The 22955-nt window shown below is 69.5% G+C and carries 21 protein-coding genes and 1 pseudogene; 10 read left to right on the forward strand and 12 right to left on the reverse strand.

Going from position 1 to position 22955, the window contains the following annotated elements; translation table 11 throughout:
• Nucleotides 1-47: 47 nt before the first annotated feature.
• From K7396_RS17745 to K7396_RS17755, 3 genes and pseudogenes are all read left to right on the forward strand, one after another.
• Nucleotides 48-356, forward strand: coding sequence for a transposase (locus K7396_RS17745; RefSeq protein ID WP_223659499.1), 309 nt, complete (start codon nucleotides 48-50; stop codon nucleotides 354-356).
• Nucleotides 353-1225 carry an IS3 family transposase gene (locus tag K7396_RS17750; RefSeq protein WP_107421206.1) on the forward strand — a complete coding sequence of 291 codons (873 nt, stop codon included), beginning with the start codon at nucleotides 353-355 and terminating at the stop codon, nucleotides 1223-1225. The genes K7396_RS17745 and K7396_RS17750 overlap by 4 nt, the downstream gene beginning before the upstream one ends.
• 40 nt (nucleotides 1226-1265) lie before the next feature.
• Nucleotides 1266-1421: pseudogene (locus K7396_RS17755) on the forward strand (GNAT family N-acetyltransferase); the annotation flags it as partial.
• Nucleotides 1422-1452: 31 nt separating this feature from the next.
• On the opposite strand, the gene K7396_RS17760 reads toward K7396_RS17755, so the two are convergent.
• The 4 genes from K7396_RS17760 to K7396_RS17775 all read right to left on the reverse strand — a co-directional run bounded on the left by K7396_RS17760 (nucleotide 1453) and on the right by K7396_RS17775 (nucleotide 6637).
• Nucleotides 1453-2199 (reverse strand): TetR/AcrR family transcriptional regulator, encoded by a 747-nt coding sequence (locus tag K7396_RS17760; protein WP_174886950.1) that lies wholly within the window; start codon nucleotides 2197-2199, stop codon nucleotides 1453-1455.
• A 556-nt stretch (nucleotides 2200-2755) separates the two neighbouring features.
• Entirely contained in the window at nucleotides 2756-3901 is a 1146-nt protein-coding gene (locus K7396_RS17765) for a pyridoxal-phosphate-dependent aminotransferase family protein (RefSeq protein WP_086719399.1), read from the reverse strand.
• 92 nt (nucleotides 3902-3993) lie between these two features.
• Entirely contained in the window at nucleotides 3994-5442 is a 1449-nt protein-coding gene (locus K7396_RS17770) for a serine hydrolase domain-containing protein (RefSeq protein ID WP_086719400.1), read from the reverse strand.
• Between the two features lie 220 nt (nucleotides 5443-5662).
• Nucleotides 5663-6637, reverse strand: a complete 975-nt coding sequence (locus K7396_RS17775) for a GlxA family transcriptional regulator (protein ID WP_086719401.1) — start codon at nucleotides 6635-6637, stop codon at nucleotides 5663-5665.
• 145 nt (nucleotides 6638-6782) lie between these two features.
• Between K7396_RS17775 and K7396_RS17780 the strand changes: the two genes are divergently transcribed.
• Nucleotides 6783-7748 (forward strand): NADP-dependent oxidoreductase, encoded by a 966-nt coding sequence (locus tag K7396_RS17780; RefSeq protein WP_086719402.1) that lies wholly within the window; start codon nucleotides 6783-6785, stop codon nucleotides 7746-7748.
• Nucleotides 7749-7955: 207 nt separating this feature from the next.
• Here K7396_RS17780 and K7396_RS17785 read toward each other — a convergent pair whose 3' ends face one another.
• Nucleotides 7956-8666: a haloacid dehalogenase type II gene (locus tag K7396_RS17785; protein WP_086719403.1), complete on the reverse strand. Its 711-nt coding sequence runs from the start codon at nucleotides 8664-8666 to the stop codon at nucleotides 7956-7958.
• A gap of 149 nt (nucleotides 8667-8815) precedes the next feature.
• Between K7396_RS17785 and K7396_RS17790 the strand changes: the two genes are divergently transcribed.
• Complete coding sequence (locus K7396_RS17790; protein WP_086719404.1) at nucleotides 8816-9373, forward strand: CGNR zinc finger domain-containing protein; 558 nt, start codon at nucleotides 8816-8818, stop codon at nucleotides 9371-9373.
• Nucleotides 9374-9395: 22 nt separating this feature from the next.
• On the opposite strand, the gene dnaB is transcribed toward K7396_RS17790, so the two are convergent.
• Nucleotides 9396-10853: a replicative DNA helicase gene (dnaB, locus tag K7396_RS17795; protein ID WP_174886960.1), complete on the reverse strand. Its 1458-nt coding sequence runs from the start codon at nucleotides 10851-10853 to the stop codon at nucleotides 9396-9398.
• Between the two features lie 476 nt (nucleotides 10854-11329).
• Between dnaB and K7396_RS17800 the strand changes: the two genes are divergently transcribed.
• Complete coding sequence (locus K7396_RS17800) at nucleotides 11330-12667, forward strand: MATE family efflux transporter (RefSeq protein WP_086719406.1); 1338 nt, start codon at nucleotides 11330-11332, stop codon at nucleotides 12665-12667.
• 41 nt (nucleotides 12668-12708) lie between these two features.
• Entirely contained in the window at nucleotides 12709-13578 is an 870-nt protein-coding gene (locus K7396_RS17805) for a trypsin-like serine peptidase (protein ID WP_086719407.1), read from the forward strand.
• A 78-nt stretch (nucleotides 13579-13656) separates the two neighbouring features.
• Here the strand turns inward: K7396_RS17805 and rplI are convergent, their stop codons facing one another.
• The 4 genes from rplI to rpsF all read right to left on the reverse strand — a co-directional run bounded on the left by rplI (nucleotide 13657) and on the right by rpsF (nucleotide 15430).
• Nucleotides 13657-14103 carry a 50S ribosomal protein L9 gene (rplI, locus tag K7396_RS17810; protein ID WP_086719408.1) on the reverse strand — a complete coding sequence of 149 codons (447 nt, stop codon included), beginning with the start codon at nucleotides 14101-14103 and terminating at the stop codon, nucleotides 13657-13659.
• Nucleotides 14104-14121: 18 nt separating this feature from the next.
• Entirely contained in the window at nucleotides 14122-14358 is a 237-nt protein-coding gene (rpsR, locus tag K7396_RS17815) for a 30S ribosomal protein S18 (protein WP_003978893.1), read from the reverse strand.
• 111 nt (nucleotides 14359-14469) lie between these two features.
• Entirely contained in the window at nucleotides 14470-15057 is a 588-nt protein-coding gene (locus tag K7396_RS17820; RefSeq protein ID WP_086720975.1) for a single-stranded DNA-binding protein, read from the reverse strand.
• Nucleotides 15058-15139: 82 nt separating this feature from the next.
• The gene (gene rpsF, locus K7396_RS17825) at nucleotides 15140-15430 is read right to left on the reverse strand and encodes a 30S ribosomal protein S6 (RefSeq protein WP_006604399.1); all 291 of its coding nucleotides are present in this window, start codon (nucleotides 15428-15430) and stop codon (nucleotides 15140-15142) included.
• 228 nt (nucleotides 15431-15658) lie between these two features.
• Between rpsF and K7396_RS17830 the strand changes: the two genes are divergently transcribed.
• From K7396_RS17830 to K7396_RS17840, 3 genes are all read left to right on the forward strand, one after another.
• Nucleotides 15659-15976, forward strand: coding sequence for a hypothetical protein (locus K7396_RS17830; RefSeq protein ID WP_086720974.1), 318 nt, complete (start codon nucleotides 15659-15661; stop codon nucleotides 15974-15976).
• 123 nt (nucleotides 15977-16099) lie between these two features.
• A complete protein-coding gene (locus K7396_RS17835) occupies nucleotides 16100-17218 on the forward strand; it encodes a lipid II:glycine glycyltransferase FemX (RefSeq protein ID WP_086720973.1) in 1119 nt (372 codons plus the stop codon).
• Between the two features lie 64 nt (nucleotides 17219-17282).
• On the forward strand, nucleotides 17283-18314 hold the full coding sequence (locus tag K7396_RS17840) for an alanine racemase (RefSeq protein WP_086720972.1): 1032 nt from the start codon (nucleotides 17283-17285) through the stop codon (nucleotides 18312-18314).
• A gap of 92 nt (nucleotides 18315-18406) precedes the next feature.
• On the opposite strand, the gene K7396_RS17845 is transcribed toward K7396_RS17840, so the two are convergent.
• Both K7396_RS17845 and K7396_RS17850 read right to left on the reverse strand, forming a co-directional pair.
• Nucleotides 18407-19888 (reverse strand): glycosyltransferase family 87 protein, encoded by a 1482-nt coding sequence (locus tag K7396_RS17845; protein WP_086720971.1) that lies wholly within the window; start codon nucleotides 19886-19888, stop codon nucleotides 18407-18409.
• Between the two features lie 124 nt (nucleotides 19889-20012).
• Nucleotides 20013-22679 carry a transglycosylase domain-containing protein gene (locus K7396_RS17850; RefSeq protein WP_373866941.1) on the reverse strand — a complete coding sequence of 889 codons (2667 nt, stop codon included), beginning with the start codon at nucleotides 22677-22679 and terminating at the stop codon, nucleotides 20013-20015.
• Nucleotides 22680-22955 lie beyond the last annotated feature (276 nt).

A 22955-nucleotide genomic window follows, 5' to 3' on the forward strand; every position in this document is an offset into this window, starting at 1 on the left:
TGACGGACATCCGAGATCAGGGGCCCTGCCCCGGAAGGATGTCCATCATGGAGAGCATGGGGAAGAAGAAGCCACGCCCTCGCCGCTCGTTCACGCCGGAGTTCAAGGCCGAGATCGTCGAGCTGTGCCGACGCGGTGACCGCTCGGTCGGCCAGGTGGCCAAGGACTTCGACCTGACAGAGACCGCGGTGCGGCTGTGGGTCAGCCAGGCTGAGGTCGACGCCGGTGAGAAGGATGGGCTGACCAGCAGCGAACGCGAGGAACTGGCCGCCTTGCGGCGGGAGAATCGCCGACTGCGCGAGGACGTCGACATCCTCAAGCGAGCCACGGCTTTCTTCGCGAAGGAGACCCGGTGACGGTGCACCCGTTCATCGAGGCGGAGAAACGCGCTGGTCACAGCGTCAAGCGCGCATGTGAACTGCTCAAGGTCTCCCGAACCGCCTTCTACGCCCGCCGTAGCGGCAAGCCCGGTCCCCGCACCGTCCAGGACGCCGAGCTGACCCGGCGGATCGCCGCAGTCCACGAGCATTCACGCGGTACCTATGGGGCCCCGCGCGTTCATGCGGTACTCAAGCAGGAAGGCGCCGGCTGCGGCCGCCGCCGGGTTGCCCGGCTGATGCGGGCGGCCGGTTTGGAGGGCCGGCACCGCAGGCGACGGCACACCACCACGATTCCTGATCCTCGATCCGCCCTCCGGCCCGACCTCGTGGTCCGCGACTTCGCCCCCGACGCCGCGGGACTCGATACCCGCTGGTGCGGCGACATCACCTACGTCCCGACCGACGAGGGCTGGCTCTATCTGGCCACGGTCATCGACATCGCCTCGCGGCGGGTGGTGGGCTGGGCCACCGCCGACCACCTGCGGACCGATCTGGTCGCCGATGCTCTGCGATCTGCCTGCCAGCAGCGTCGCCCTGCCCATCCGGTGATCTTCCACTCGGATCGCGGCTGCCAATACACCAGTCAGCAATTCGCCGCCCTGGCATATGAGTTGGACGTCCGTCTCTCTGTCGGACGCACCGGACAATGCTGGGACAACGCCCTTGCCGAGTCCTTCTTCGCCACCATCAAACGTGAGTTGCTCGGCACCGCCGCCTGGCCCAGTCGGGCCTCTGCCCACACCGCGATCTTCGACTTCATCGAGGGCTGGTACAACTTGCACCGACTGCACAGCAGCCTTGGTTACCGCAGTCCCGCCGACTACGAGACCGCCCTCGCGGCCTGACCACCACACCAAGGGTGTCCGTCAAAGCGGAACAAGCTCAGGCAGCCGGCTCATCGAGTGGGCGGTCGCGGAATCCCACACACTCGGTTGCCAGATGGTGCAGCTCACCTCGGACGCGACCCGAATCGACGCCCACCGCTTCTACGAGCGCCTCGGCTTCGAGGCCTCCCACCTGGGATTCAAGCTCCAGCTGTGACACCCGCGGCGCCCGTGACGACCACGCCCGCTCATCCCTGCCGCGTCCGCCCCCGCGCTCGGTGCGCCTTCTGCCGGCAAGCACCACCGCAGTAGCGCGCAGGCCGGCCCGTACGCGCCGCCGCGAGGGCCGCGCCGCACACTTCACACCATGCCCCGTTACGGTTTCCGGGGAGATCGTCGAGTTTCGTTACGGCCGGCCGGGACCGCAGCCCATCGCACATCAGCGCCGTCATCCGGCCCCGCCCCCCGGCCTCCGTGCCGGTTCCCGCCCTGGCCCGCTCCATCGAGAGGCAGCCCACCAGCAGGGCCCTGAGGTCCGCTATCCCCACGTCCTGCCGTACGGCCCCTGCCTCTTGGGCCCTGCTGAGCAGGACTTCCAGCGCGTCGTCGAAGTCCTCGCCGACCCCCGGCGACGGCTCGAATCGGCCCGCGCCGGCCGCCTCCAACGCGTCACACAACGCCTTGTTGCGCGAGGCGATCCGCACCACGGAGGCGAGGAAACGAAAGAACACCGGGCCTGGGTCCGGCGACTCGGCCAAGTCCCGTGCCGTGTCGGTGAAAAGCTCGATCCGCTCCACGACCGTCGCCCTGAACAGGGCTTCCTTGGAAGGAAAATGGCGGTAGACGGTTCCCGCACCGACGCCCGCACGGCGCGCGATCTCCCCGAGCGGGACGCCCAACCCCTGTTCCTCGAAGGCGAATCGAGCCGCCTGGAGCACCAGCGCCCGGTTGCGCCGCGCATCCGCACGGGGGCGCGTACCCTCACCCTCGATCACCGCCGGACCTCCCTGAAAACGTCGCGACCCCCTACGCGCGCACCGCTGCAGCAAACGGGTCGCTCATTCCGATTCTATGGGAGGCTTCAAACAAGATCGTTAAATGCCCCGGCGAGGCGTCGGCCGGAAAATCGGACCGATCGAGGCGGAGTGCGAGAGCACGTGCCTCATCGACGCTGCCGCCCGTGACTGCCTCCCGAGCCGAGGGCCGCGAGCGCCGGCGCCCACGACGCCTTCCGCATCCAGCCTGCCTCTGCCCACCTGGGCGCGCTACCGGACGATTCCCGGCAGGAGACGGACAGGAACACCGCCGGCCACAGGGTCGCCGACGCCCTCGCCGTGGACGTACGCATCGCGCCCCCGCACTGCCGCCCGGGCACCTCAACTTCGGTCCGCATAAAGGAAGTTGGAGACACCGAGCCATTTGCGAACTCATTCACCGGCATGGCCGTTTCACGTGAAACGAAGCTGCGTCCAGACATGCGTATGGGGCCGCGTTTCACGTGAAACACGACCCCACAACGCCCGTCGCCCTATGTCTGGGCGCCGGCTTCTCTCAGCCTGCAGCCACCGCGTCCCACGCCGCGCCCGCCGCCACGGCAGCGCCTTCGGCGTCCACGGACGCACCCAGCGCACGCAGTCCGCCCGCCAGTGCCGTCAGCGAGGCCGTGACCACCGCCCGGTCGGCGGCACGGCCATAGTGGTTGACCCGGATCATCTCCTTGGCCAGCGCACCAGCCGCGGCCTGAACCGGTACAGATGCGTCCACCGCGAGCGCGGCGGTCACGATCTCGCGGGCGTCCACTCCCTCCGGCGCACGGAGCGTCGTAGCGGCCGGCGCCGCGTCCTCGTCACACACGACGTACGGGGTGAGCCCGCCCAGCGCCCGCACCCCGGCCCTGGTCGCCGCGGCCGCCGCCCGGTGCCGGGTGATGACGGCCTCCAGGCCCTCGGCGTCGATCCGGTCCGCGGCCTGCTCCAGCGCGAGCATCTCCAGCTGCGCCGGGGCGTGCGGCAGTGCCGCGCGTCCGCCGTCGATCCAGCGTTCCTTCCAGTCCAGCAGCGAGAGGTAGGAGCGGCGAGGTGCCTGCTCATTGGCGGCGATCCGCTCCCACGCTCGGGCGCTGACCGACGCCACGGACACTCCGGCGGGCCCCGCCATCGCCTTCTGCCCGCCGATCACACACAGGTCCACGCCCCACTCGTCGGTGAGCAGCGCCTCGGCGCCCACCGAGGCGACCGCGTCCAGCATCAGCAGCGCGCCATGTTCGCGCACCACGGCGCCGATCTCCGCGACGGGGTTGGTGTTGCCCGTCGCCGCCTCCGCGTGCACCAGGCTCACAAAGTCGATCTCGGGGTGCTTCCGCAGGGCGTCCGCCACCTGGCGCGGGTCGACCGCACCCGTGAACGGCGCGGTGAGGGTGACGACCTCGGCTCCGCAGGACCTCAGCCAGCCGCCGAACGTCTCGCCGTACGGTCCGGTGATGATGTTGAGCGCGGTGCTGCCGGGCCGCACCGCCGAGCGGATGCATGCCTCCAGGGGCAGCAGCGCCTCGCCCTGCATCGCCACCACATCGCAGCGGGTGCGCATCAGGGCGGCGACCTTGTCCTCGATCCGCGCGAAGTGTGCCGCGGTCAGCGGCGGCAGGTCGAGCAGATCCGGGGCAGCGGCGTTCGCGTTCGGGTCAGACACGGCAGTCACAGGGCCTTCCAGCGGTAGCGAGCCGACTCGGCGCGGCTCCTGACATGTGGGTCGACTGTACGTCCGCTCTCCAGGCCCCTGCCGTACGGGCCTCACACCCGCCAACCCTCCGGATCCACCCCACCGGGCACCGGTTCCGACGGCGCGTACGGACCGCGGGTGAACACGAAGGTGCCGAGGTCCAGGTGGCTGACCGAACCGTCCTCTTCGCGCACCACGCGCAGCGTCTCCCCCGCGTAATAGCCGTCCAGCCCCGTCCAGGTGCCGTCCGTCTCGGCCCGGAACCGCGAGAGCCGTCCCGTCCCGGACAGCGGCGTGAGTTCCAGCTCCCGCCCGGCCCGCAGCCTCAGCACGTGCGGGTTCGCGCCCCAGTACCAGGGCCCGGTCAACGCCAGCAGTTCCGGATCCAGCGGCCCCGGCAGCGGATGCCAGGGCTCGGGGATCCGGGGCTCGTGCTCACTCACGATCGCGGTGAGGTCGGCGGCGAGGGCCGCGACCGCCGGGCCCGAGGTGCAGTTGGCGAGCACGATCCCGGCAACGTCCTCCGCGGGATCGGTCCACAGCGCCGCCAGAAATCCGGGCATCGAACCGACGTGCCCGGCCAGCGGTTGCCCTTCGTGTCGTAGGAGCTGCATCCCGAGTCCGTACCCCGCGTCCCCTCCGTTCCCCTCCGGCGGGACGGCCGGTGTCCGCATCTCGGCAAGGCTCGACGCCTCGAGCACCCGCTCGTCGCCCCGCAGCAGAAACGCCGCCCACCGGCACAGGTCGTCGAGCGTCGACCACAACTGCCCAGCCGGGCCCATCAACCCGGTGTCCTCGGCAGGCTCGGGCAGCACGGCATCGGCCCACGGGTGGACCGCCCAGCCGCGCGCGTACGGCTGCTCCGGCCGCAACGTCGTACGCCTCATTCCCAGGGGTTCCAGCACCTCGTTGCGCAGCACTTCGTCCCACGGGGTGCCGCCTCGCAGCCGTTCGACCAGCGCGCCGAGCAGCGCATAGCCGGGGTTGGAGTAATGGTGGCGCCGTCCGGCGGCATGACGCTGCGGTCGTTCGCCGAAGAGGTCGGCCGGCTCGGGCCGCAGCGCTCCCGCGGTCCGCTCCCACCACGGGCCCCGTGCCTCGGCCGCCAGTCCCGAACTGTGGGCGAGCAGTTGAGCGACCGTCGCATCCGGCACCGGGGTCCCGTCCAGATGCCTGCCGACGGGGTCCTCCAGGCCCAGCAGTCCCTCATCCCGCAGCCGCATGACCAGCACGGCGACGAAGGTCTTGGTCAGCGAACCGATCCGGTACTGCACATCGCCATCCACTACCTCCCCCTCCACCGAGCCCCGACCGGCCGTCCACACCGTCCGCCCGCCGCGGACGACCGCACCCGTCATGGAGGGCGCCCGCCCCTCCGCCTGCCCGACCGCCAGCCGGCGCAGCAACGCCCGCCGTGTCCGGGGCAGCAGCTCCGCGAACTCCTCGGGTGTGGCGGCCGCCTGCGGCCAAGGGCCCTCCGCCCGCGGCTCGTGGGACTGCGTGGACTCTCCGATGGTCATGGCGCTCCTCAGCAGCGGATCCGGTTCGGCCGGGCCCTATCCTCGCCGCATCACCGTGGGGCTGCCGCCCCGATCGCCGCGCGGAGTTCGGTCTGCTCGTCCGGCGGCGGCCAACGCGCCGCATACCGGACTCCCTTCCCCGTTCCGAGCCGACGAACGGCGCTTCCAGCCAACCGTCCCGCTCAGCCGGCCGGACCGCCCCGCCCCGCCCCGCGCATCCTCAGGCGGTCAGTGCCGCGCCGCTCCGGAAGGTCCGCCGGTACGTCTGCGGCGACACCCCCACCGCACCGTGCAGATGCTGGCGCAGGGAGGCGCCGGTGCCGAAGCCGGCGTGATGGGCGACGAGGTCGATGGGCCAGTCCGTGGTCTCCAGCAGGTGTCGGGCCCGTTCGATGCGCTGGCCTGCAAGCCACTGGCCGGGACTCATGCCGACCTCGTCGCGGAAGCGCCGGGTGAGGGTGCGCACGCTGACCCGAGCGTGGGCGGCGAGGGCGTTCAGGGTGAGCGGCTCGCCGAGACGCTCCAGGGCCCAGGCGCGGGTGGCCGCGGTGCCACCGGCCGAGGGCTCGGGAACGGGCAGCCGGATGAACTGGGCCTGGCCGCCGTCCCGCCAGGGCGGCACCACACACGTGCGGGCCACTTCGTTGGCGACGGCGCTGCCGTGGTCACGGCGCACGAGGTGCACACACAGGTCCACACCGGCAGCCGCTCCCGCGGAGGTGAGGACGTCGCCGTCGTCGACGAAGAGCACATTGGGGTCGACGCGGACGGTGGTGAAGAGGCGCTGCAGTTGCAGGGCCTCCTTCCAGTGCGTGGTGGCCGGCCGGTGGTCGAGGAGCCCGGCGGCGGCCAGGACGAACGCGCCGGTGCAGATCGCCACCATGCGGGTCCCGGGCCGTACGTAGCCCAGCACTTTGCGCAGTTCCTCGGGCAGCCGGCCGTCCTCGGCGATGGTGGCCAGCGCGTGCGACGGCGGGATGACGACGGTGTCCACGCTCGCGAGCACGGAGGCGTCCTCGGCGACCGCGATGTCGTAGTCGGCCTCGGCGCGCACCGGGCGCCCGTCCGGACTGCAGGTCACCACGGTGTAGAGCGGCTCACCGTCGGCGCTGCGCGCGGCGCCGAAGATCCGCGCGGGGATGGCGAGCTCGAAGGGGACGACACCGTCCAGGGCAAGAACTCCAACGCGATACATGACCCGATTCTTTCAAACGTTGGCCATCGGGACACCGCCGTGCCCGGGCCGGCCGCGCAAAGCTGACAGCACCCCGGGAAACGCGGCCGGTCAGCGGCGCGGAACACCCGGTCATCGCCGTAGACACCCGTACCAAGGAGACCCCATGTCCGAGACCCGGACCCCGCAGATGCGCGCCGTCAGCCAGGACACCGCCGGCGGACCCGACGTCCTCAAGGTGATCACGACTGACCGTCCGGTGCCGGGCCCGACGGAGATCCTGGTCCGGGTGCACGCCGCGGGCGTCAATCCGACCGACTGGAAGACACGTGCCCAGGGCGCGTTCCTCACCGGCGCCGAGGCGCCGTTCACCCTGGGCTTCGACGTGTCCGGCGTGGTCGAGGAGGTCGGCCCCGGGGTGACCGTGTTCGCGCCGGGCGACCGGGTCTTCGGCATGCCCCGCTTCCCGCACCCCGCCGGAGCGTACGCGGAGTACGTCACGGCCCCGGCGCGCCACTTCGCCCCCCTCCCGGCCGGCCTGGACCATTTCCAGGGCGCCGCCCTCCCGCTGGCGTCGCTGACGGCCTGGCAGGCCCTTGTCGACACCGCGAACGTCCAGCCGGGCGCGCGGGTGCTGATCCACGCCGCGGCGGGCGGAGTCGGCCACCTGGCCGTGCAGATCGCCAAGTCCCGTGGGGCCTACGTCATCGGCACCGCGCGCCAGGCCAAGCACGACTTCCTGCGCGGCCTGGGTGCCGACGAACTCGTCGACTACACCCAGCAGGACTTCGCGGAGACCGTGCGCGACATCGACGTCGTCCTCGACACCATCAGCGGCGACTACGGCCCCCGCTCGCTGCGCACCCTGCGCCCCGGCGGCACGCTGGTGTCGATCCTGCCGCTGGACGACTCCTTCCCGGCCGCGCGGGCGCGCGAGGCCGGGATCCGCGCCGGGTTCATGCTCGTCGAGCCCGACCGGGCCGGACTGCGCGCCGTCGCCGACCTGGTGAACAGCGGAAAGCTGCAGGTCAACGTCGACACCGTGCTGCCCCTCGAGGAGGCCGCGAAGGCGCACGCCCTCGGCGAGACCGGCCGCACCACCGGCAAGATCGTCCTGTCCGTCGCTCCCTGACGGCGCCGCCTGCCGTCGATCCCCCACCGGCCGTCCCTCCGCCGACCGCCGGGACGGCCACATCGGGCGCGTTCAGGCGCACGCTCCGGGACCGAGGCATGCGTCCTGTGCCCGGCACCGGCGATGCGGGATCTCGGCTTCCCTGTCCTGCGACAGCGCCGTGACCTGGGGGCTTCTTCGCTCCGTCGCCACGGGAATCAGGCACCGTCAGGCACCGGTCCGGTTCTCCGTCGCCGCCAGCACGGCGGCCAGCTCGTCCAAGCCGTTCAGCCGCCAGTCGAACGTGTCGGAGCTCTTCGGAGCGTCCCCGCCCGGTCGCCGCACATAGGCGGTTCGCATGCCCACCGCCTGGGCTCCTCGAAGGTCCCAGGCGTGGGCCGCGACCATCAGGACGCGCTCGGGCGGACATCCTGCCGCGTCGAGCGCGAGCCGGTAGACCTCCGGTGCGGGCTTGTAGGCCCGGACGTCTTCGGCGGACAGGGCCTGGTGCCACCGCAGCCCGGCGTGGGCGTGGAGACGGAGCAGGGTCGCGCGACTGGCGTGGGAGAGGCCCAGTACGGGAAATCGCCCGGCCAGGCGCGCGAGTCCGGCCAGGGAGTCGTGCCAGGGCTCGAGGCGCCGGCTCGCGGTGGCCAGTCGCTCGATGGCCTTCGGGCTGGTGAGCCCGGCGCGGTCGGCTACCCGGTGCGCCGCCTCGCGGTCGATGAGCTCGGAGTTGACGTACGGCCGGTCGCGCTTCCCGATGCGTTGCTGCTCGTGCTCGACATGCTCGCGCCACAGGGTGAGCAGGTGGTCGACGGCGGCGTCATCAGCCGCGGGCACCGCGTCGTGAAGGGCCGCGCGCAGTCCGCCCGGCTCATCGACCATCGTTCCGAGGACATCGAAGACGACGACTTCGATGTCGGATGCCTCGGTCATGTGGCCCCCTCTTCCGATTCAGGGTGGTCGGGCGCGACGCAGCCCGGGTCATCCGGTGGTGTGACCACTGACCACCCCGACCGACCGCGTCACCGGTTCAACAGGTGACGAGCCTTGTCCGGCCCCGCGTCACCTGTCAAGGTGGTGACGTGGATTTCGCATTCGTGAGTGGCAACCCGGCCCTGGACCTGGTCGGTACCGTCGAGTCCCGTCGAGGCGCGGCCGCCGACCTGCTGGCCGCCCCGGCCGACCTCGAACAGTGGGTCCGCGCATGCGACGAACTCCCCGACCAGGTGACCGCCGACGCCGCGGGCTTCGCCTCTGCGCTGCGACTCCGCGAGGCTCTCTACACACTGGCGCTCGACCGCATGCGGAATCGTCGCTTCACACCGGCCGGCCTGGAGATCGTCAATGACGTCGCGTCCGCGCCCGCCCTCGTGGTCACGCTGAGCGACGCAGGAGTGCGGCTGTCAGGAGATCTCCGCGCCACGCTCGCGCACCTCGCACGCAGCGGGATCGCCGTGCTCGCCGACCGCCACGCGCACTTGAAGGAGTGCGGACGTCCGGACTGCACCCGCCTCTATCTCGACCGCTCCCGCGGCGCCCGTCGCAGCTGGTGCGGCATGGAGGCCTGCGGCAACCGCGTGAAGGCCGCGGCCTATCGCGCCCGCAGACAAGCCGCCGAGCAGGGACTCGATCCCCGCTAGCACCCCTCGCGCAGGGCTCCGCTCACGTCTGCGCCATGTCCACGAAGCGCGAGTAGTGGCCCTGGAAGGCGACCGTGATCGTCGCCGTGGGGCCGTTACGGTGCTTCGCCACGATCAGGTCGGCCTCGCCGGCGCGCGGGGACTCCTTCTCGTAGGCGTCCTCGCGGTGCAGCAGGATGACCATGTCGGCGTCCTGCTCGATCGAACCGGATTCACGGAGGTCGGAGACCATCGGCTTCTTGTCCGTGCGCTGTTCGGGGCCACGGTTCAGCTGGGAGAGCGCGATGACCGGGAGCTCCAGCTCCTTCGCCAGCAGCTTGAGGTTACGGGACATGTCCGACACCTCCTGCTGGCGGCTCTCGGCCCGCTTCGAGCCGCCGGACTGCATCAGCTGAAGGTAGTCGATGACCACCAGCTTCAGCTCGTTGCGCTGCTTGAGCCGGCGGCACTTCGCGCGAATCTCCATCATCGACAGGTTCGGCGAGTCGTCGATGTACAGCGGCGCGGCGGAGACGTCCGGCATCCGGCGCGCCAGCCGCGTCCAGTCCTCGTCCGTCATGCTGCCGGAACGCATGTGGTGCAGCGCGACCCGTGCCTCGGCGGACAGCAGACGCATCGCGATCTCGTTGCGTCCCATTTCCAGCGAGAAGATCACGCTCGGCAGATTGCTCTTGATCGAGCAGGCCCGTGCGAAGTCCAGCGCAAGCGTCGACTTACCCATGGCGGGACGGGCCGCGATCACGATCATCTGGCCGGGGTGCAGGCCGTTCGTCAGGGAGTCCAGGTCGGTGAAGCCCGTCGGCACGCCCGTCATCTGGCCCTGGCGGGAGCCGATCGCCTCGATCTCGTCGAGGGCGCCTTCCATGATGTCGCCGAGCGGAAGGTAGTCCTCGCTGGTCCGCTGCTCGGTGACGGCGTAGATCTCCGCCTGGGCGCTGTTGACGATCTCGTCCACATCGCCGTCCGCCGCGTATCCCATCTGCGTGATACGGGTGCCGGCCTCGACCAGCCGGCGCAGCACCGCCCGCTCATGGACGATCTCGGCGTAGTACTCGGCGTTCGCCGCGGTCGGTACGGACTGGACGAGGGTGTGCAGATACGAGGCGCCGCCGACCCGGGCGATCTCGCCGCGCTTGGTCAGCTCCGCGGCGATGGTGATCGGGTCGGCCGGCTCACCCTTGGCGTACAGGTCGAGGATCGCCTGGTAGACCAGCTCATGGGCGGGACGGTAGAAATCCTCGCCCTTGAGGACCTCGACGACGTCCGCGATCGCGTCCTTGGACAGCAGCATGCCGCCGAGCACGGACTGCTCGGCGTCCAGGTCCTGCGGGGGGACCCGCTCGAAGCCGCCGGTCCAGGAACCGCCGTCGTCGTCACGGTCCTGCCGGTCACCGCGGCCGCGCCCCTTGCCCTCGCCCCGCCGGGAGCGGGCGGCCGGCAGCAGGTCGCTGGGACCGGAGTCCGCCCAGGGGTCATCCATGGGCTCGGGAATGCTCACCCCGGCACCTCCTCCCGTCCGCGGCGCGGACCTTGCTGTGCTGTTCTTTCTTACGGCACAGCTCTGACAATCGAGACGCCCGACTCCGGTTACGGCGCGTCGAGTTCGGACGATTTCTCAAGCCGGAACAGGCGGCGGGTGCCGGACCACGGTAGGCCCGTGGGCACCGTCCGCCAATCTGGTTATCCACAGGCCATGTGGATGACTGCCCTACAGCTGTGGAGAAGTCCCCGGATCCTGTGCACGGCACGGGGGAAACTTCTGTGGACAAGCACACAATCACCCCGCCCGCGCCCCACTGACCTGCGCCTTTGTCATCCATAGGCTGTGGGGAAGAAAAACTTCCGCCCGGGGCTCAAGATCGCGACAAACGGCACAGGGGAGGTACCTCCACACAGCGGAAAGTAAGGACCACAATGGGTTTGCATCTCTTACCTGTGGACGATTACATTGAGCGCATGACCCAGGCTCCCGCGACACCGCGGCGCACCGGCCGCCGCCATGACCGCGAGATCATCGCCCTCGCCCTGCCCGCCTTCGGCTCACTGGTCGCGGAACCTCTCTTCGTCATGGTCGACAGCGCCGTCATCGGCCACCTCGGCACCCCTCAGCTCGCCGGCCTCGGCGTCGCCGCCGCCCTGCTCACCACCGCCGTCTCCGTCTTCGTCTTCCTCGCCTACGCCACCACCGCCGCGGTCGCCCGCCGGGTCGGCGCCGGCGACCTGCCCGCCGCCATCCGCCAGGGCATGGACGGCATCTGGCTCGCCCTCCTGCTCGGCACCGCCGTCATCGTGACCGTGCTGCCCACGGCTCCCTGGCTCGTCGAGGCCTTCGGAGCCTCCGCCACCGCCGCCCCGCACGCGACGACATACCTGCGCATCAGCGCACTGGGCATCCCCGCGATGCTCGTCGTGCTGGCCGCCACCGGCGTGCTCCGCGGCCTCCAGGACACCCGGACCCCGCTCTACGTCGCCATCGGCGGCTTCTCCCTCAACGCCGCGCTCAACGTCTGCCTGGTCTACGGCGCCGGGCTCGGCATCGCGGGCTCCGCCTGGGGCACGGTCGTCGCCCAGTGCGGCATGGCCGCCGTCTACCTCGCCGTGGTCATCCGCGGAGCGCGTCTGCACGGCGCCTCGCTGCGCCCCGACGCCGCGGGCATCCGTGCCTCGGCCCAGGCCGGCGTCCCCCTGCTGGTCCGTACGCTCTCGCTGCGCGCTGTGCTGATGATCGCCACCGCCGTCGCCGCCCGGCTCGGCGACGCCGAGGTCGCCGCCCACCAGATCGTGCTCACGCTGTGGTCCCTGCTGGCCTTCGCGCTGGACGCCATCGCCATCGCCGGGCAGGCCATCATAGGCCGCTACCTCGGTGCCGAGGACCGCGACGGCGCCCGGGCCGCCTGCCGCCGCATGGTCCAGTGGGGCATCGCCTCCGGCCTGGTCCTCGGCGTGCTGGTCGCGCTCGCCCGCCCCCTGTTCATTCCGCTTTTCACCTCGGACCCCGCCGTGCAGGGCCCGCTGCTCAGCACACTCCTTGTCGTGGCTGTGACGCAGCCGGTCTCCGGCATCGTCTTCATCCTCGACGGCGTGCTGATGGGCGCGGGCGACGGCCCGTATCTCGCGTGGGCCATGGTCGTGACCCTGGCGCTGTTCGCTCCGGCCGCCCTCGCGGTGCCTGCCCTCGGTGGCGGACTGGTCGCTCTGTGGTGGGCCATGGCCCTGATGATGACCGTCCGCATGCTGACTCTGTGGCTGCGCACCCGCTCGGGCCGGTGGATTGTGACCGGGGCCTCGCGCTGAACCATCTCCCGCAACACACAGCGCGTGTCAATAATGACCGTGTGCGCTCGCTTGCCAGGAATTCCGTGCTGCCCCTGACGTTCATCGTCATCGTGGCTGCTGCCGTGGTGGGCTACGCCTCGGAGGAAGCCGATATCAGCCGCGGCCGCGTCAGCGGTCACAGCAGCTTCGGCAAGTCCGGCGAGGCCGGCCAAGATCCCCAGGACCAGGATCCCGCCGCGACGGCCCCGGCCGACGACGGCAGCGCGTACACCCCGCGCAGAACCGAGCAGAACGCCCGGGTCGGCGCGGTCTTCGAGAAGGACGACTCCGGCGACCACTTCTGCACGGCGAGCGTGGTGCAGAGCCCGGGCCGGAACATGCTCATCACCGCGGCGCACTGTGCCTTCGACGCGGACGCCGGGGCGACCGTGGACGATCTTGTCTTTGCCCCCGACTACCGCGACGGCGACGAGCCCACCGGCCTCTGGAAGGTGAAGAAGGTCATCGTCGACGACCGCTGGGCCAAGTCGCAGGACGAGGATCTCGACGTCGCCTTCCTCGTACTCGACAAGAAGAACGGCAAGCAGATCCAGGACGTCCTGGGCGGCAACACCCTCGGCATCGACCGCGGCTTCGACAACGAAGTCAAGATCACGGGCTACCCGACCAGCCGTGACACCCCGATCTCCTGCCAGAACCGCACCACGAAGTACAGCGACACCCAGCTGCGCATCCAGTGCACCGACTTCGAGGGCGGGACGAGCGGCAGCCCCTGGCTGGCCGACTACGACCCGAGGAGCCACACCGGCACGGTCATAGGTGTGCTCGGCGGCCATGAAGGCGGCGGTGACGAGGACGACGTGTCCTACGCCGCGTACTTCGACGACGACATCGCCAAGCTCTACCGGCGCGCCCAGGACGAGGACTGATTGCGGGCCGTCGGCGCCCGGACACGCCGAAGGGCCGCACCCCGGTGACGGGATGCGGCCCTTCGGCGTGGTGCGGAATTACGCGGCGACGACCTCGACGCCGAGCTTCGCAACGACCTCGGCGTGCAGCCGCACGGAGATCTGGTGCGCGCCAAGGGTCTTGATCGGCGAGCCGAACTCGACACGACGCTTGTCGACGTCCGGACCACCGGCGGCCTTGATCGCCGAGGCGACGTCGGCCGGGGTGACGGAGCCGAACAGACGGCCCGCGTCGCCGGCACGAACGGCCAGCTTCACGCTGACGCCCTCGAGCTGGCCCTTGACCTCGTTGGCCTGCTCGATCGTGGCGATCTCGCGGATCTTGCGACCGCGGCGGATCTGCTCGACGTCCTTCTCGCCACCCTTGGTCCAGCGGATCGCGAAACCACGCGGGACCAGGTAGTTACGGGCGTACCCGTCGCGGACGTCAACGACGTCGCCGGCGGTGCCGAGACCGGAGACCTCGTGGGTGAGGATGATCTTCATGATTCGGTCACCCTTCCCTTATCGCGCGGTGGACGTGTAGGGCAGCAGCGCCATCTCACGGCTGTTCTTCACGGCCGTGGCGACGTCACGCTGGTGCTGAGTGCAGTTGCCGGTGACTCGGCGGGCACGGATCTTGCCGCGGTCGGAGATGAACTTCCGCAGCAGGTTCGTGTCCTTGTAGTCGACGTAGGAGATCTTCTCCTTGCAGAACACGCAAACCTTCTTCTTAGGCTTGCGAGCAGGCGGCTTCGCCATTGTCTCTCTCCAATGAGTTCAAGAAGTTTGTGCTGACGCCCTCAAGGCCCCTGGCCGTCTCACGGCGCTGTTTCACGTGAAACAGCGCGGAGCCGAGCCGGTTGTCCGGACCTAGAAGGGCGGCTCGTCCGAGTAGCCACCGCCGGAGCCGCCGCCCCAGCCACCGCCGCCACCCTGCTGACCACCGCCGGCAGGACCGTTGGTCGCCCACGGGTCGTCGGCGGGAGCACCGCCGCCGCCCTGCTGGCCGCCGCCGGGGCCGCCGCCCCAGCCGCCGCCGCCCTGGCCACCGCCCTGCTGACCGCCGCCGAAGCCGCCGCCCTGACCACCGCGACCGCTGGTCTTGGTGATCTTGGCCGTGGCGTTCTTCAGGCTCGCGCCGACTTCCTCGACGTCGAGCTCGTAGACCGTGCGCTTCACGCCCTCGCGGTCCTCGTACGACCGCTGCTTGAGGCGGCCCTGGACGACCACGCGGGTACCCCGCGTCAGGGACTCGGCGACGTTCTCCGCCGCCTGGCGCCACACCGAGCAGGTCAGGAACAGGCTCTCGCCGTCCTTCCACTCATTGGTCTGGCGGTCGAACGTGCGGGGAGTGGACGCGACGCGGAACTTCGCGACCGCCGCACCGGACGGGGTGAAGCGCAGCTCGGGGTCGTCGACAAGATTGCCGACAACCGTGATGACGGTCTCGCCTGCCATTAGGGGAACCTCTCGGCGGGTGTGCTGCTGGCTGCTGGTGTTGCTGCTACTCGGACCCGGTTACCGCTGGACGCTTGCGCGCTCAGTGGGTCTCGGGACGAAGGACCTTGGTCCGGAGGACCGACTCGTTCAGGTTCATCTGACGGTCGAGCTCCTTGACGACCGCAGGCTCGGCCTGCAGGTCGATGACCGAGTAGATGCCCTCGGGCTTCTTCTTGATCTCGTAAGAGAGACGACGACGGCCCCAGGTGTCGACCTTCTCGACCTTTCCGTTGCCCTCACGGACGACGGAGAGGAAGTTCTCGATCAGCGGGGAGACAGCGCGCTCCTCGAGATCGGGGTCGAGGATGACCATCACCTCGTAGTGACGCATGTAGAACCCACCTCCTTTGGACTCAGCGGCCACGGTCGTTCCGTGGCAGGAGGGTCGTATGCGTTCCGCACCGTGTCCGTCCGGTCCTCCGGGCAGACATAGGCGCAGACCGTACAGAGTACCTGCCTGAAGCCTTCCGGTTGAAATCCGCCCGCCGTACCCCTCAATCTGGAACACAACGGGTGTGAGCGGCGTTACAGTGCGCCGCCCTGTCATCGGAGGTGCCGCATGGCACAGGCAGCACGGACCCAGCGCAACCTGCTCTCGCTCCTCAACAGCGACGGCAAGAGCCATCCCGTCGAGAACACCATCGCCATCGTGACCGTGGTCCTCGGCGCGATCGCCGTCTTCACCACGCTCTCTCCCAGCCTGCACCTGGTCAGCTCCTGGGTCGGCCTGATCGGCATCGGCACCGGCCTGTGGGGACAGTTCATCTCCTCGACGACGGGTGAACGCTTCCTGTTGATCATCGGCCTCGGGGCAGCGGCCGTCGGCTTCTACCTCGGCCTGGCTCACGGCGGCCTCTTCGGCGGCGTGATCGGCTAGCCGGTACGGCATACGGGGCCCCGGCCCGTATGGCCCAGACGGGGCGCTCCACGGTCACAGTAGGCTTCGGCGCGAGAGCCGGAGCCCCGACCATGGGGACACACCTGCCGAGGAGCGCCCCGCATGAGCCTGACCCTGAGGACCATCAGCCGAGAGCAGCATCTGGCATATATCCAGAGTCTGCCCGCGGCCAGCCACATGCAGGTTCCTGCCTGGGCGGACGTCAAGGCCGAATGGCGTTCGGAGAGTCTGGGCTGGTTCGACACGAACGGCCAGCTGGTCGGCGCCGGGCTGGTGCTCTACCGCCAGCTGCCCAAGATCAAGCGCTATCTCGCCTATCTGCCCGAGGGCCCGGTCATCAACTGGTTCTCCCCGAACCTCGAGGACTGGCTGCAGCCGATGCTCGCCCACCTCAAGCAGAAGGGCGCCTTCTCCGTGAAGATGGGCCCGCCGGTGATCATCCGCCGCTGGGACGCCGCCGCGATCAAGTCCGGCATCCAGGACCCCGACGTCAAGCGACTGCGCGACGTCGAGGCGACCCACATCGAGCCCCGCGCCTTCGAGGTGGCGGACCGGCTGCGGCGCATGGGCTGGCAGCAGGGCGAGGACGGCGGCGCCGGCTTCGGCGATGTGCAGCCCCGCTATGTCTTCCAGGTGCCGCTCGCCGACCGCTCCCTGGAAGAGATCCACAAGGCCTTCAACCAGCTGTGGCGCCGCAACATCAAGAAGGCTGAGAAGGCCGGCGTCGAGGTCGTCCAGGGCAGCTACGACGATCTGGCCGAATGGCAGCGCCTCTACGAGATCACCGCGGAGCGTGACCGCTTCCGGCCGCGGCCGCTGGGCTACTTCCAGCGCATGTGGACGGCCCTCAACTCCGAGGACCCCAACCGCATGCGGCTCTACTTCGCCCGCCACGAGGGCGAGAACGTCGCGGCGGCCACGATGCTGATCGTCGGCGGCCACGTCTGGTACTCCTACGGCGCCTCCGCCAACCACAAGCGCGAGGTCCGCCCGTCGAACGCGATGCAGTGGAAGATGCTGCAGGACTCCTATGCGCTGGGTGCCTCGGTCTACGACCTCCGCGGCATCAGCGACTCGCTCGACGAGAACGACCATCTCTTCGGCCTGATCCAGTTCAAGGTCGGCACGGGCGGGCAGGCAGCGGAGTACCTCGGCGAGTGGGACTTCCCGCTCAACAAGCTGCTGCACAAGGCGCTCGACATGTATATGTCGCGTCGCTGACCGCTTCACCGCACCGTCCGTACTCCTGACACACCCAGCCACGAGAAAGGTTCCGGGCCCGGCCATGGCGCTCACCCTCTACGTCGACACCGCGCGCTGGCGGGCGCATCAGCAGAGCGTCCTCCAGCAGTTCCCCGGGCTGGTCCCGGTCTGCAAAGGCAACGGCTACGGCTTCGGCCATGAGCGCCTCGCCGACGAGGCGACCCGCCTGGGTGCCGACATCCTGGCGGTCGGCACGACCTACGAAGCGGCCCGTATCAAGGACTTCTTCAGCGGCGACCTGCTCGTCCTGACGCCGTTCCGCCACGGTGAAGAGCCCGTGCCGCTGCCCGACCGGGCGATCCGTTCGGTCTCCTCGGTCGAGGGCGTGGGCGGCCTGGTCGGCGCCCGGGTCGTCATCGAGGTCATGAGCAGCATGAAGCGCCACGGCGTCCAGCCCGAGGACCTCCCCAAGCTGGCGGCGGCCATCGAGGACGTCCGGCTCGAGGGCTTCGCGCTGCACCTGCCGCTGGACCGCACCGACGGGTCCGACGCGGTCGAGGAGGTCATCGGCTGGATGGACCGGCTCCGCGCCGCCCGCCTCCCGCTGCACACCATGTTCGTCAGCCACCTCAAGGCGGATGAACTCGCCCGCCTCCAGCAGCAGTTCCCGCAGACGCGGTTCCGCGCGCGGATCGGTACGCGACTGTGGCTCGGCGACCACGAGGCCACCGAGTACCGCGGTTCGGTGCTCGACGTCACCCGGGTCGCCAAGGGCGACCGCTTCGGCTACCGGCAGCAGAAGGCGGCCTCCGACGGCTACCTGGTCGTGGTGGCCGGCGGCACCTCGCACGGTGTCGGCCTGGAGTCGCCCAAGGCGCTGCACGGCGTGATGCCGCGTGCCAAGGGTGTGGCCCGGGCCGGCCTGGCCACCGTCAACCGCAACCTCGCGCCGTATGTGTGGGCCGGGAAGCAGCGATGGTTCGCGGAGCCGCCGCACATGCAGGTGTCGATCCTGTTCGTGCCGAGCGACGCACCGCAGCCGCAGGTCGGGGAGGAACTGGTGGCCCATCTGCGGCACACCACCACACAGTTCGACCGCGTCGTGGACCGCTGAGCCGGTAGCGTCCCGCCCGGAACGCACCAGGGCCCGGTGCCGCAGACCTCATCTGCGGCACCGGGCCCTGGCGTATGAGGGCCGGTTCCGGCTCATTCCCGTACGGCGCCCCAGCGCACCTGTGGTACCCCCTCGAACTGCACCGCGTGCCGGGGACGGTGGTGTGCCCGGCCGAGCACGAACACATCGGCGCTACGGTCCAGGACGCCGCCCGACGGATCGTCGTCCCCGTCCCTGCGGACCACATCGCGCTCCGGCAGCAGAATGTCCCGTACGACCACGGCGCACAGGTAGAGCGTCCCCAGAAGGTGCAGCACGATGGCCAGCTGGTAGCCCTCCGGCGGCAGCCCTTGGTGCTTGTCACCGTTGCCGGTGTAGGCGAGGTACATCCAGATGCCCAGGAAGTACATGACCTCGCAGGCCTGCCAGATCAGGAAGTCCCGCCAGCGGGGCCGGGCCAGCACGGCGAGCGGGGTCAGCCACAGGACGTACTGCGGCGAGTAGACCTTGTTGGTGAGGATGAACAGCGCGACGACGAGGAACGCCAGCTGCGCGAAGCGTGGCCGGCGCGGCGCGTAGAGGGTCAGCAGGCCGATGGCGCCACAGCCCAGGATCATCAGCAGCGTGGCGTAGGTATTGGCGTTCTCCAGGGGGTTGCCGGTCCGCTGCGAGATCAGCAGCCAGATCGAACCGAAGTCGATGGGCCGCTCCTGGCTGAACGTGTAGAACTTCGCCCAGCCCTCCCGGATGTGGAATCCCGCGCCATCGTGCGTGATCATCACCGGCAGGTTGACCACCAGCCAGGAGACGACGGCACCGGCCAGCGCCCTGCCGTACGCGCGCCAGGCTCCCGCGCGCCAGCACAGCACCAGCAGGGGGCCCAGGAGCAGCACCGGGTACAGCTTCGCCGCGGTGGCCAGTCCGATGAGGACCCCGGCCGCCAGCGGGCGGCTGCGTGACCACATCAGCATCCCAGCAGCGGTCAGGGCGACCGCCAGCAGATCCCAGTTGATGGTGGCGGTGAGGGCGGCGGCCGGCGCCAGGGCGACGAGGAGGCCGTCCCAGGGGCGTCGCCGGTGGGTACGGGCGACGCACACCGCGAGAACCGCGACGCAGATCATCAGCATGCCGGCATTGACCAGCCAGTAGATCTGTTCGCGCTGCTGGATCCCCCCGCCGTGCGGTGTCATCCAGGAGGCGACCTCCATGAAAAGACCGGTGAGCACGGGGTACTCGAGGTACTCCATATCGCCGGGCAACCGGTCGAAATACGGGATCAGGCCGTCGGCGAAGCCCCGCCCCGCGTAGAGATGGGGGATATCCGAGTAGCAGGCGTGGATGTACTGGCTCGTGGCACCGAAGAACCAGCCACCGTTGTAGCAGGGCAGCTTCTGCACCATGCCCAGCGCGAACATGCCGAGGGCGACGAGCGCGATGACCCGTACCGGCGTCAGCCTGCTGGTCCCGAGCGCTGCGCGTCGGCCGATCGGTCCGCCGATCAGCTCGCTGCCGGCCGCCGCCACCTCATCCCGCCTCGTCGGCCGTACCGACTCGTCCCGTCGCACGCTCGTCATGGGCCCATCCTGCCGTACGACCCTGTGCCGAACACGGCGAAGCCCCCGCCCGGCGTGACCGGGCGGGGGCTTCGTGGCTCCGCGTTTCACGTGAAACCTTCAGCGTTTCACGTGAAACGGTCCGCTAGCCGTTAGGGCCGCCGAACAGGCCTCCACCACCGTTCGCGTCCGTCGGGTCGGGTGTCGGACTCGTGCCTCCGGTACCACCGCCGGGCCCACCCGGCCCGCCCGGTCCACCGCCGTTGGCCCCGCCGTTACCGGCACCGCCACTGTTCTTGCAGTTGATGTCCCACGGAGCACAGGTATCCGTCGGGGTCGGGCTGGGACTGTCCGACGGGGAAGCAGAGTCGCTGGGAGTCTCCGACGGCTTCTCCGAGGGCGTGTCCGACGGCGTCGGAGTCGGCGTCGGAGTCGGCATCCCCGGCTCGTCGACCCGTCGCCCGATGGGCGTAGCAGCCGGGAACGGCTGCCCGGTGACACCGTTCATCGCCTTCAGCATGTACTCGGTCCACACCTCGGTGGGCAGGGCACCACCGTGGATCGAGTCGAAGCCACCGACACCGTTCATGGACAGCTGACGCGGATTCTTCGCGTCCTCGCGGAACATGGTGACGGCCGTCGAAAGCTGCTTGGTGTAGCCGACGAACCAGGCCGACTTGTTCTCGTCGGTGGTGCCGGTCTTGCCCGCCGCCGGCATGTTCAGCCGACGGGCCAGCTTGCCCGTGCCGTTCTGGATGACGTTCTCCAGCACCTTGGTCACGTTGTTGGCGATGTTGGAATCCATCGCCGTCTCCTGCTTGGGCTTGTCGAAGCCCGGCAGGTCTTCGCCCTCGAACGTCACCTTGGTCACCGAGTACGGCTCCACCTTCGTGCCCGACTGGGCGAACGTCGCATAGGCATCGGCCATACGAATCGCGCTCGGTGTGGAGGTTCCCAGCGCAAAGGACGGGTTCAGGTTCTTGTCGAAGCTGGCCGGCGCGATACCTGCGGCCTGCGCCATGTCCCGGACCTTGCTCATCCCGACATCCATGCCGAGCTGCACGAAGGGAGTGTTGACGGACTGCTCCATCGCCTTGGTCAAGGGGATGTAGCCCCAGGGGTGGTTGCTCTCGTTCTCCTGGTAGAAGGGCGAGTCGTCGCGCTTCTTGACGTAGCTGCCGTCGGCGTTCTTCACCTTCAGGTGGTCGTCGCCGTTGTAGCGGCTGTCCGGTGAGATCGGCCCACCGCTCGTGGCCGTTCCGTACTTCATCCCGGCGGCGAGCACGAACGGCTTCCAAGTCGAGCCGACCGGAACGCCGAAGGTGTCGGCGTTGTTGCTGAAGTGCCCCTTGTCGTACCCCTCGCCGCCGTACAAGGCGACGATCTTGCCGTCTCCCGGCACCACGGAAGCGCCACCGAACTGGACGTATTTGTCCTTCGCGCGCTTCTTCGGGTCGATGTACCGCTTGTTGACCTTCTTGACCGCGCCCTCGAGCTCGTTGGTCTTCTTCGCGTCGAAGGTCGTCCGGATCGTGTAGCCGCCCTTGTCGAACTTCGGCTCGCTGATGTGCGCGTGCTTCAGCACGTACTTCTTCGCGGTGTCCATCATGTAGCCGATCTGGCCGCTCTTGCTGGCCACCGGCTTCGGCAGGTTCGGCGTGGGGAAATGCCCCTCGTACTGCTTCCGCGTCGCCTTCGACAGGAAGTGGTTCTCGACCTCCCGGTCGAGGATCCAGGACCACCGCGCCTTGGCGCGCGCGGTGTTTGCCGCCCGTGTGGCTCCCGGGCTGGTACCGCCCGCGGGGTCGTACAGGTCGGCGCCCTTGAGCACGGTGGCCAGGAAGGCGCTCTGGTTCGGGTTCAGCTTGGCGGCGTCCACTCCGTAGTACGCCTGAGCCGCAGCCTGGATTCCGTAGGCCCCGCGACCGTAGTAGCTGGTGTTCAGATATCCCTGAAGGATCTCGTTCTTGCTCTTGGACCAGCCGACCTTGATCGCGATGAACAGCTCCTTGAACTTGCGGTCAAGGGTCTGCTCCTGGCTCAGCATCGCGTTCTTCACGTACTGCTGGGTAATGGTCGAGCCACCCTGGGTCTCGCCCCCCTTGGCCATGTTGACCACCGCACGCGCGATGCCCATCGGGTCGACGCCCGAGTCCGTCCGGAACGATGCGTTCTCCGCGGCGATCGCCGCATTCTGCATCGACGTCGGAATTTCGTTGATCGTGACGTTCTGCCGGTTCGTCTCACCGTCGCGCGCCATGACCTTGCCATTGGCCCAGAGGTAGACATTGTTCTGCGACTTGGCGGCCAGGCTCTCGTCGGGGACCTGCACCACCGCCAGTGCGACGCCGGAGGCACCCACGATCAGCCCTATGAAGCCGACGCTCAGGGTCGCGACCTGCTTCCAGGACGGCACGAAGCGCCGCCACCCGACGCGGTTGGCGCGCGGGTAGTCGATCAGACGCCGCTTGGCGGGCTGCCCGCCCCCGCGGCCGCGTCCCCGGCCTCCCTCTGGGCCACTGCCACCGCCGCCGCCACGCCGGCCACCACCACGGCCGCCGACGCCGTCGCCGGAAGCCACCGCGGAGGCATCGGCCCCCCGTCGGCGGCCGCCGCGCTGGGCAGCTCTGCGGGCCTCGGCACGTCCTCCTTGCCGCGGCTCATGACCGGTCGGCTCGGAGTGTGAGTCGGGACCGGCTGCGGAGCCACGCGAAGAGGCGGATCGGCGCCCCGGTGGCTGCTGTGCGGCGCGTCGGGCCGCGGCACGTCCGCCACTCTGCGGCTGTGGCGGTTTGCGACGGTGCTCGCTCATGGAACGAATACTCCTCGGGCAGGCGCGCTATCTCGTCGCCTGAAGGCGGCAGTTGTCTTCAGGTCCCCCCGATGCACAGCTCGCTCCTGAGGCGCGAGCCGCACTACACCGAGGATGGGGACGCCAGATATCGGCCCACGGTTCCCGGCAGTCTGCATGCCGCACAGACTACGCACGGCCAAAACCTGCCCAGTGTTGAAATTCACTCCAAATCAGTCAGGCGGATGAGAACGATTCGGTGATGTGATGCCGTTCACCGTCCCCCCACTTGTTCCA

Source organism: Streptomyces angustmyceticus (assembly GCF_019933235.1).
GTDB lineage: Bacteria > Actinomycetota > Actinomycetes > Streptomycetales > Streptomycetaceae > Streptomyces > Streptomyces angustmyceticus.

Coding starts and splice junctions, on each gene's coding strand:
- K7396_RS17850 (WP_373866941.1), bottom strand. CDS start 22,679: ATGAGCGAGCACCGTCGCAAACCGCCACAGCCGCAGAGTGGCGGACGT.
- K7396_RS17840 (WP_086720972.1), top strand. CDS start 17,283: ATGGCGCTCACCCTCTACGTCGACACCGCGCGCTGGCGGGCGCATCAG.
- rpsF (WP_006604399.1), bottom strand. CDS start 15,430: ATGCGTCACTACGAGGTGATGGTCATCCTCGACCCCGATCTCGAGGAG.
- K7396_RS17835 (WP_086720973.1), top strand. CDS start 16,100: ATGAGCCTGACCCTGAGGACCATCAGCCGAGAGCAGCATCTGGCATAT.
- K7396_RS17745 (WP_223659499.1), top strand. CDS start 48: ATGGAGAGCATGGGGAAGAAGAAGCCACGCCCTCGCCGCTCGTTCACG.
- K7396_RS17785 (WP_086719403.1), bottom strand. CDS start 8,666: ATGACCGAGGCATCCGACATCGAAGTCGTCGTCTTCGATGTCCTCGGA.
- K7396_RS17830 (WP_086720974.1), top strand. CDS start 15,659: ATGGCACAGGCAGCACGGACCCAGCGCAACCTGCTCTCGCTCCTCAAC.
- K7396_RS17820 (WP_086720975.1), bottom strand. CDS start 15,057: ATGGCAGGCGAGACCGTCATCACGGTTGTCGGCAATCTTGTCGACGAC.
- K7396_RS17845 (WP_086720971.1), bottom strand. CDS start 19,888: ATGACGAGCGTGCGACGGGACGAGTCGGTACGGCCGACGAGGCGGGAT.
- K7396_RS17800 (WP_086719406.1), top strand. CDS start 11,330: ATGACCCAGGCTCCCGCGACACCGCGGCGCACCGGCCGCCGCCATGAC.
- rplI (WP_086719408.1), bottom strand. CDS start 14,103: ATGAAGATCATCCTCACCCACGAGGTCTCCGGTCTCGGCACCGCCGGC.
- K7396_RS17775 (WP_086719401.1), bottom strand. CDS start 6,637: ATGTATCGCGTTGGAGTTCTTGCCCTGGACGGTGTCGTCCCCTTCGAG.
- rpsR (WP_003978893.1), bottom strand. CDS start 14,358: ATGGCGAAGCCGCCTGCTCGCAAGCCTAAGAAGAAGGTTTGCGTGTTC.
- K7396_RS17770 (WP_086719400.1), bottom strand. CDS start 5,442: ATGACCATCGGAGAGTCCACGCAGTCCCACGAGCCGCGGGCGGAGGGC.
- K7396_RS17780 (WP_086719402.1), top strand. CDS start 6,783: ATGTCCGAGACCCGGACCCCGCAGATGCGCGCCGTCAGCCAGGACACC.
- dnaB (WP_174886960.1), bottom strand. CDS start 10,853: ATGGATGACCCCTGGGCGGACTCCGGTCCCAGCGACCTGCTGCCGGCC.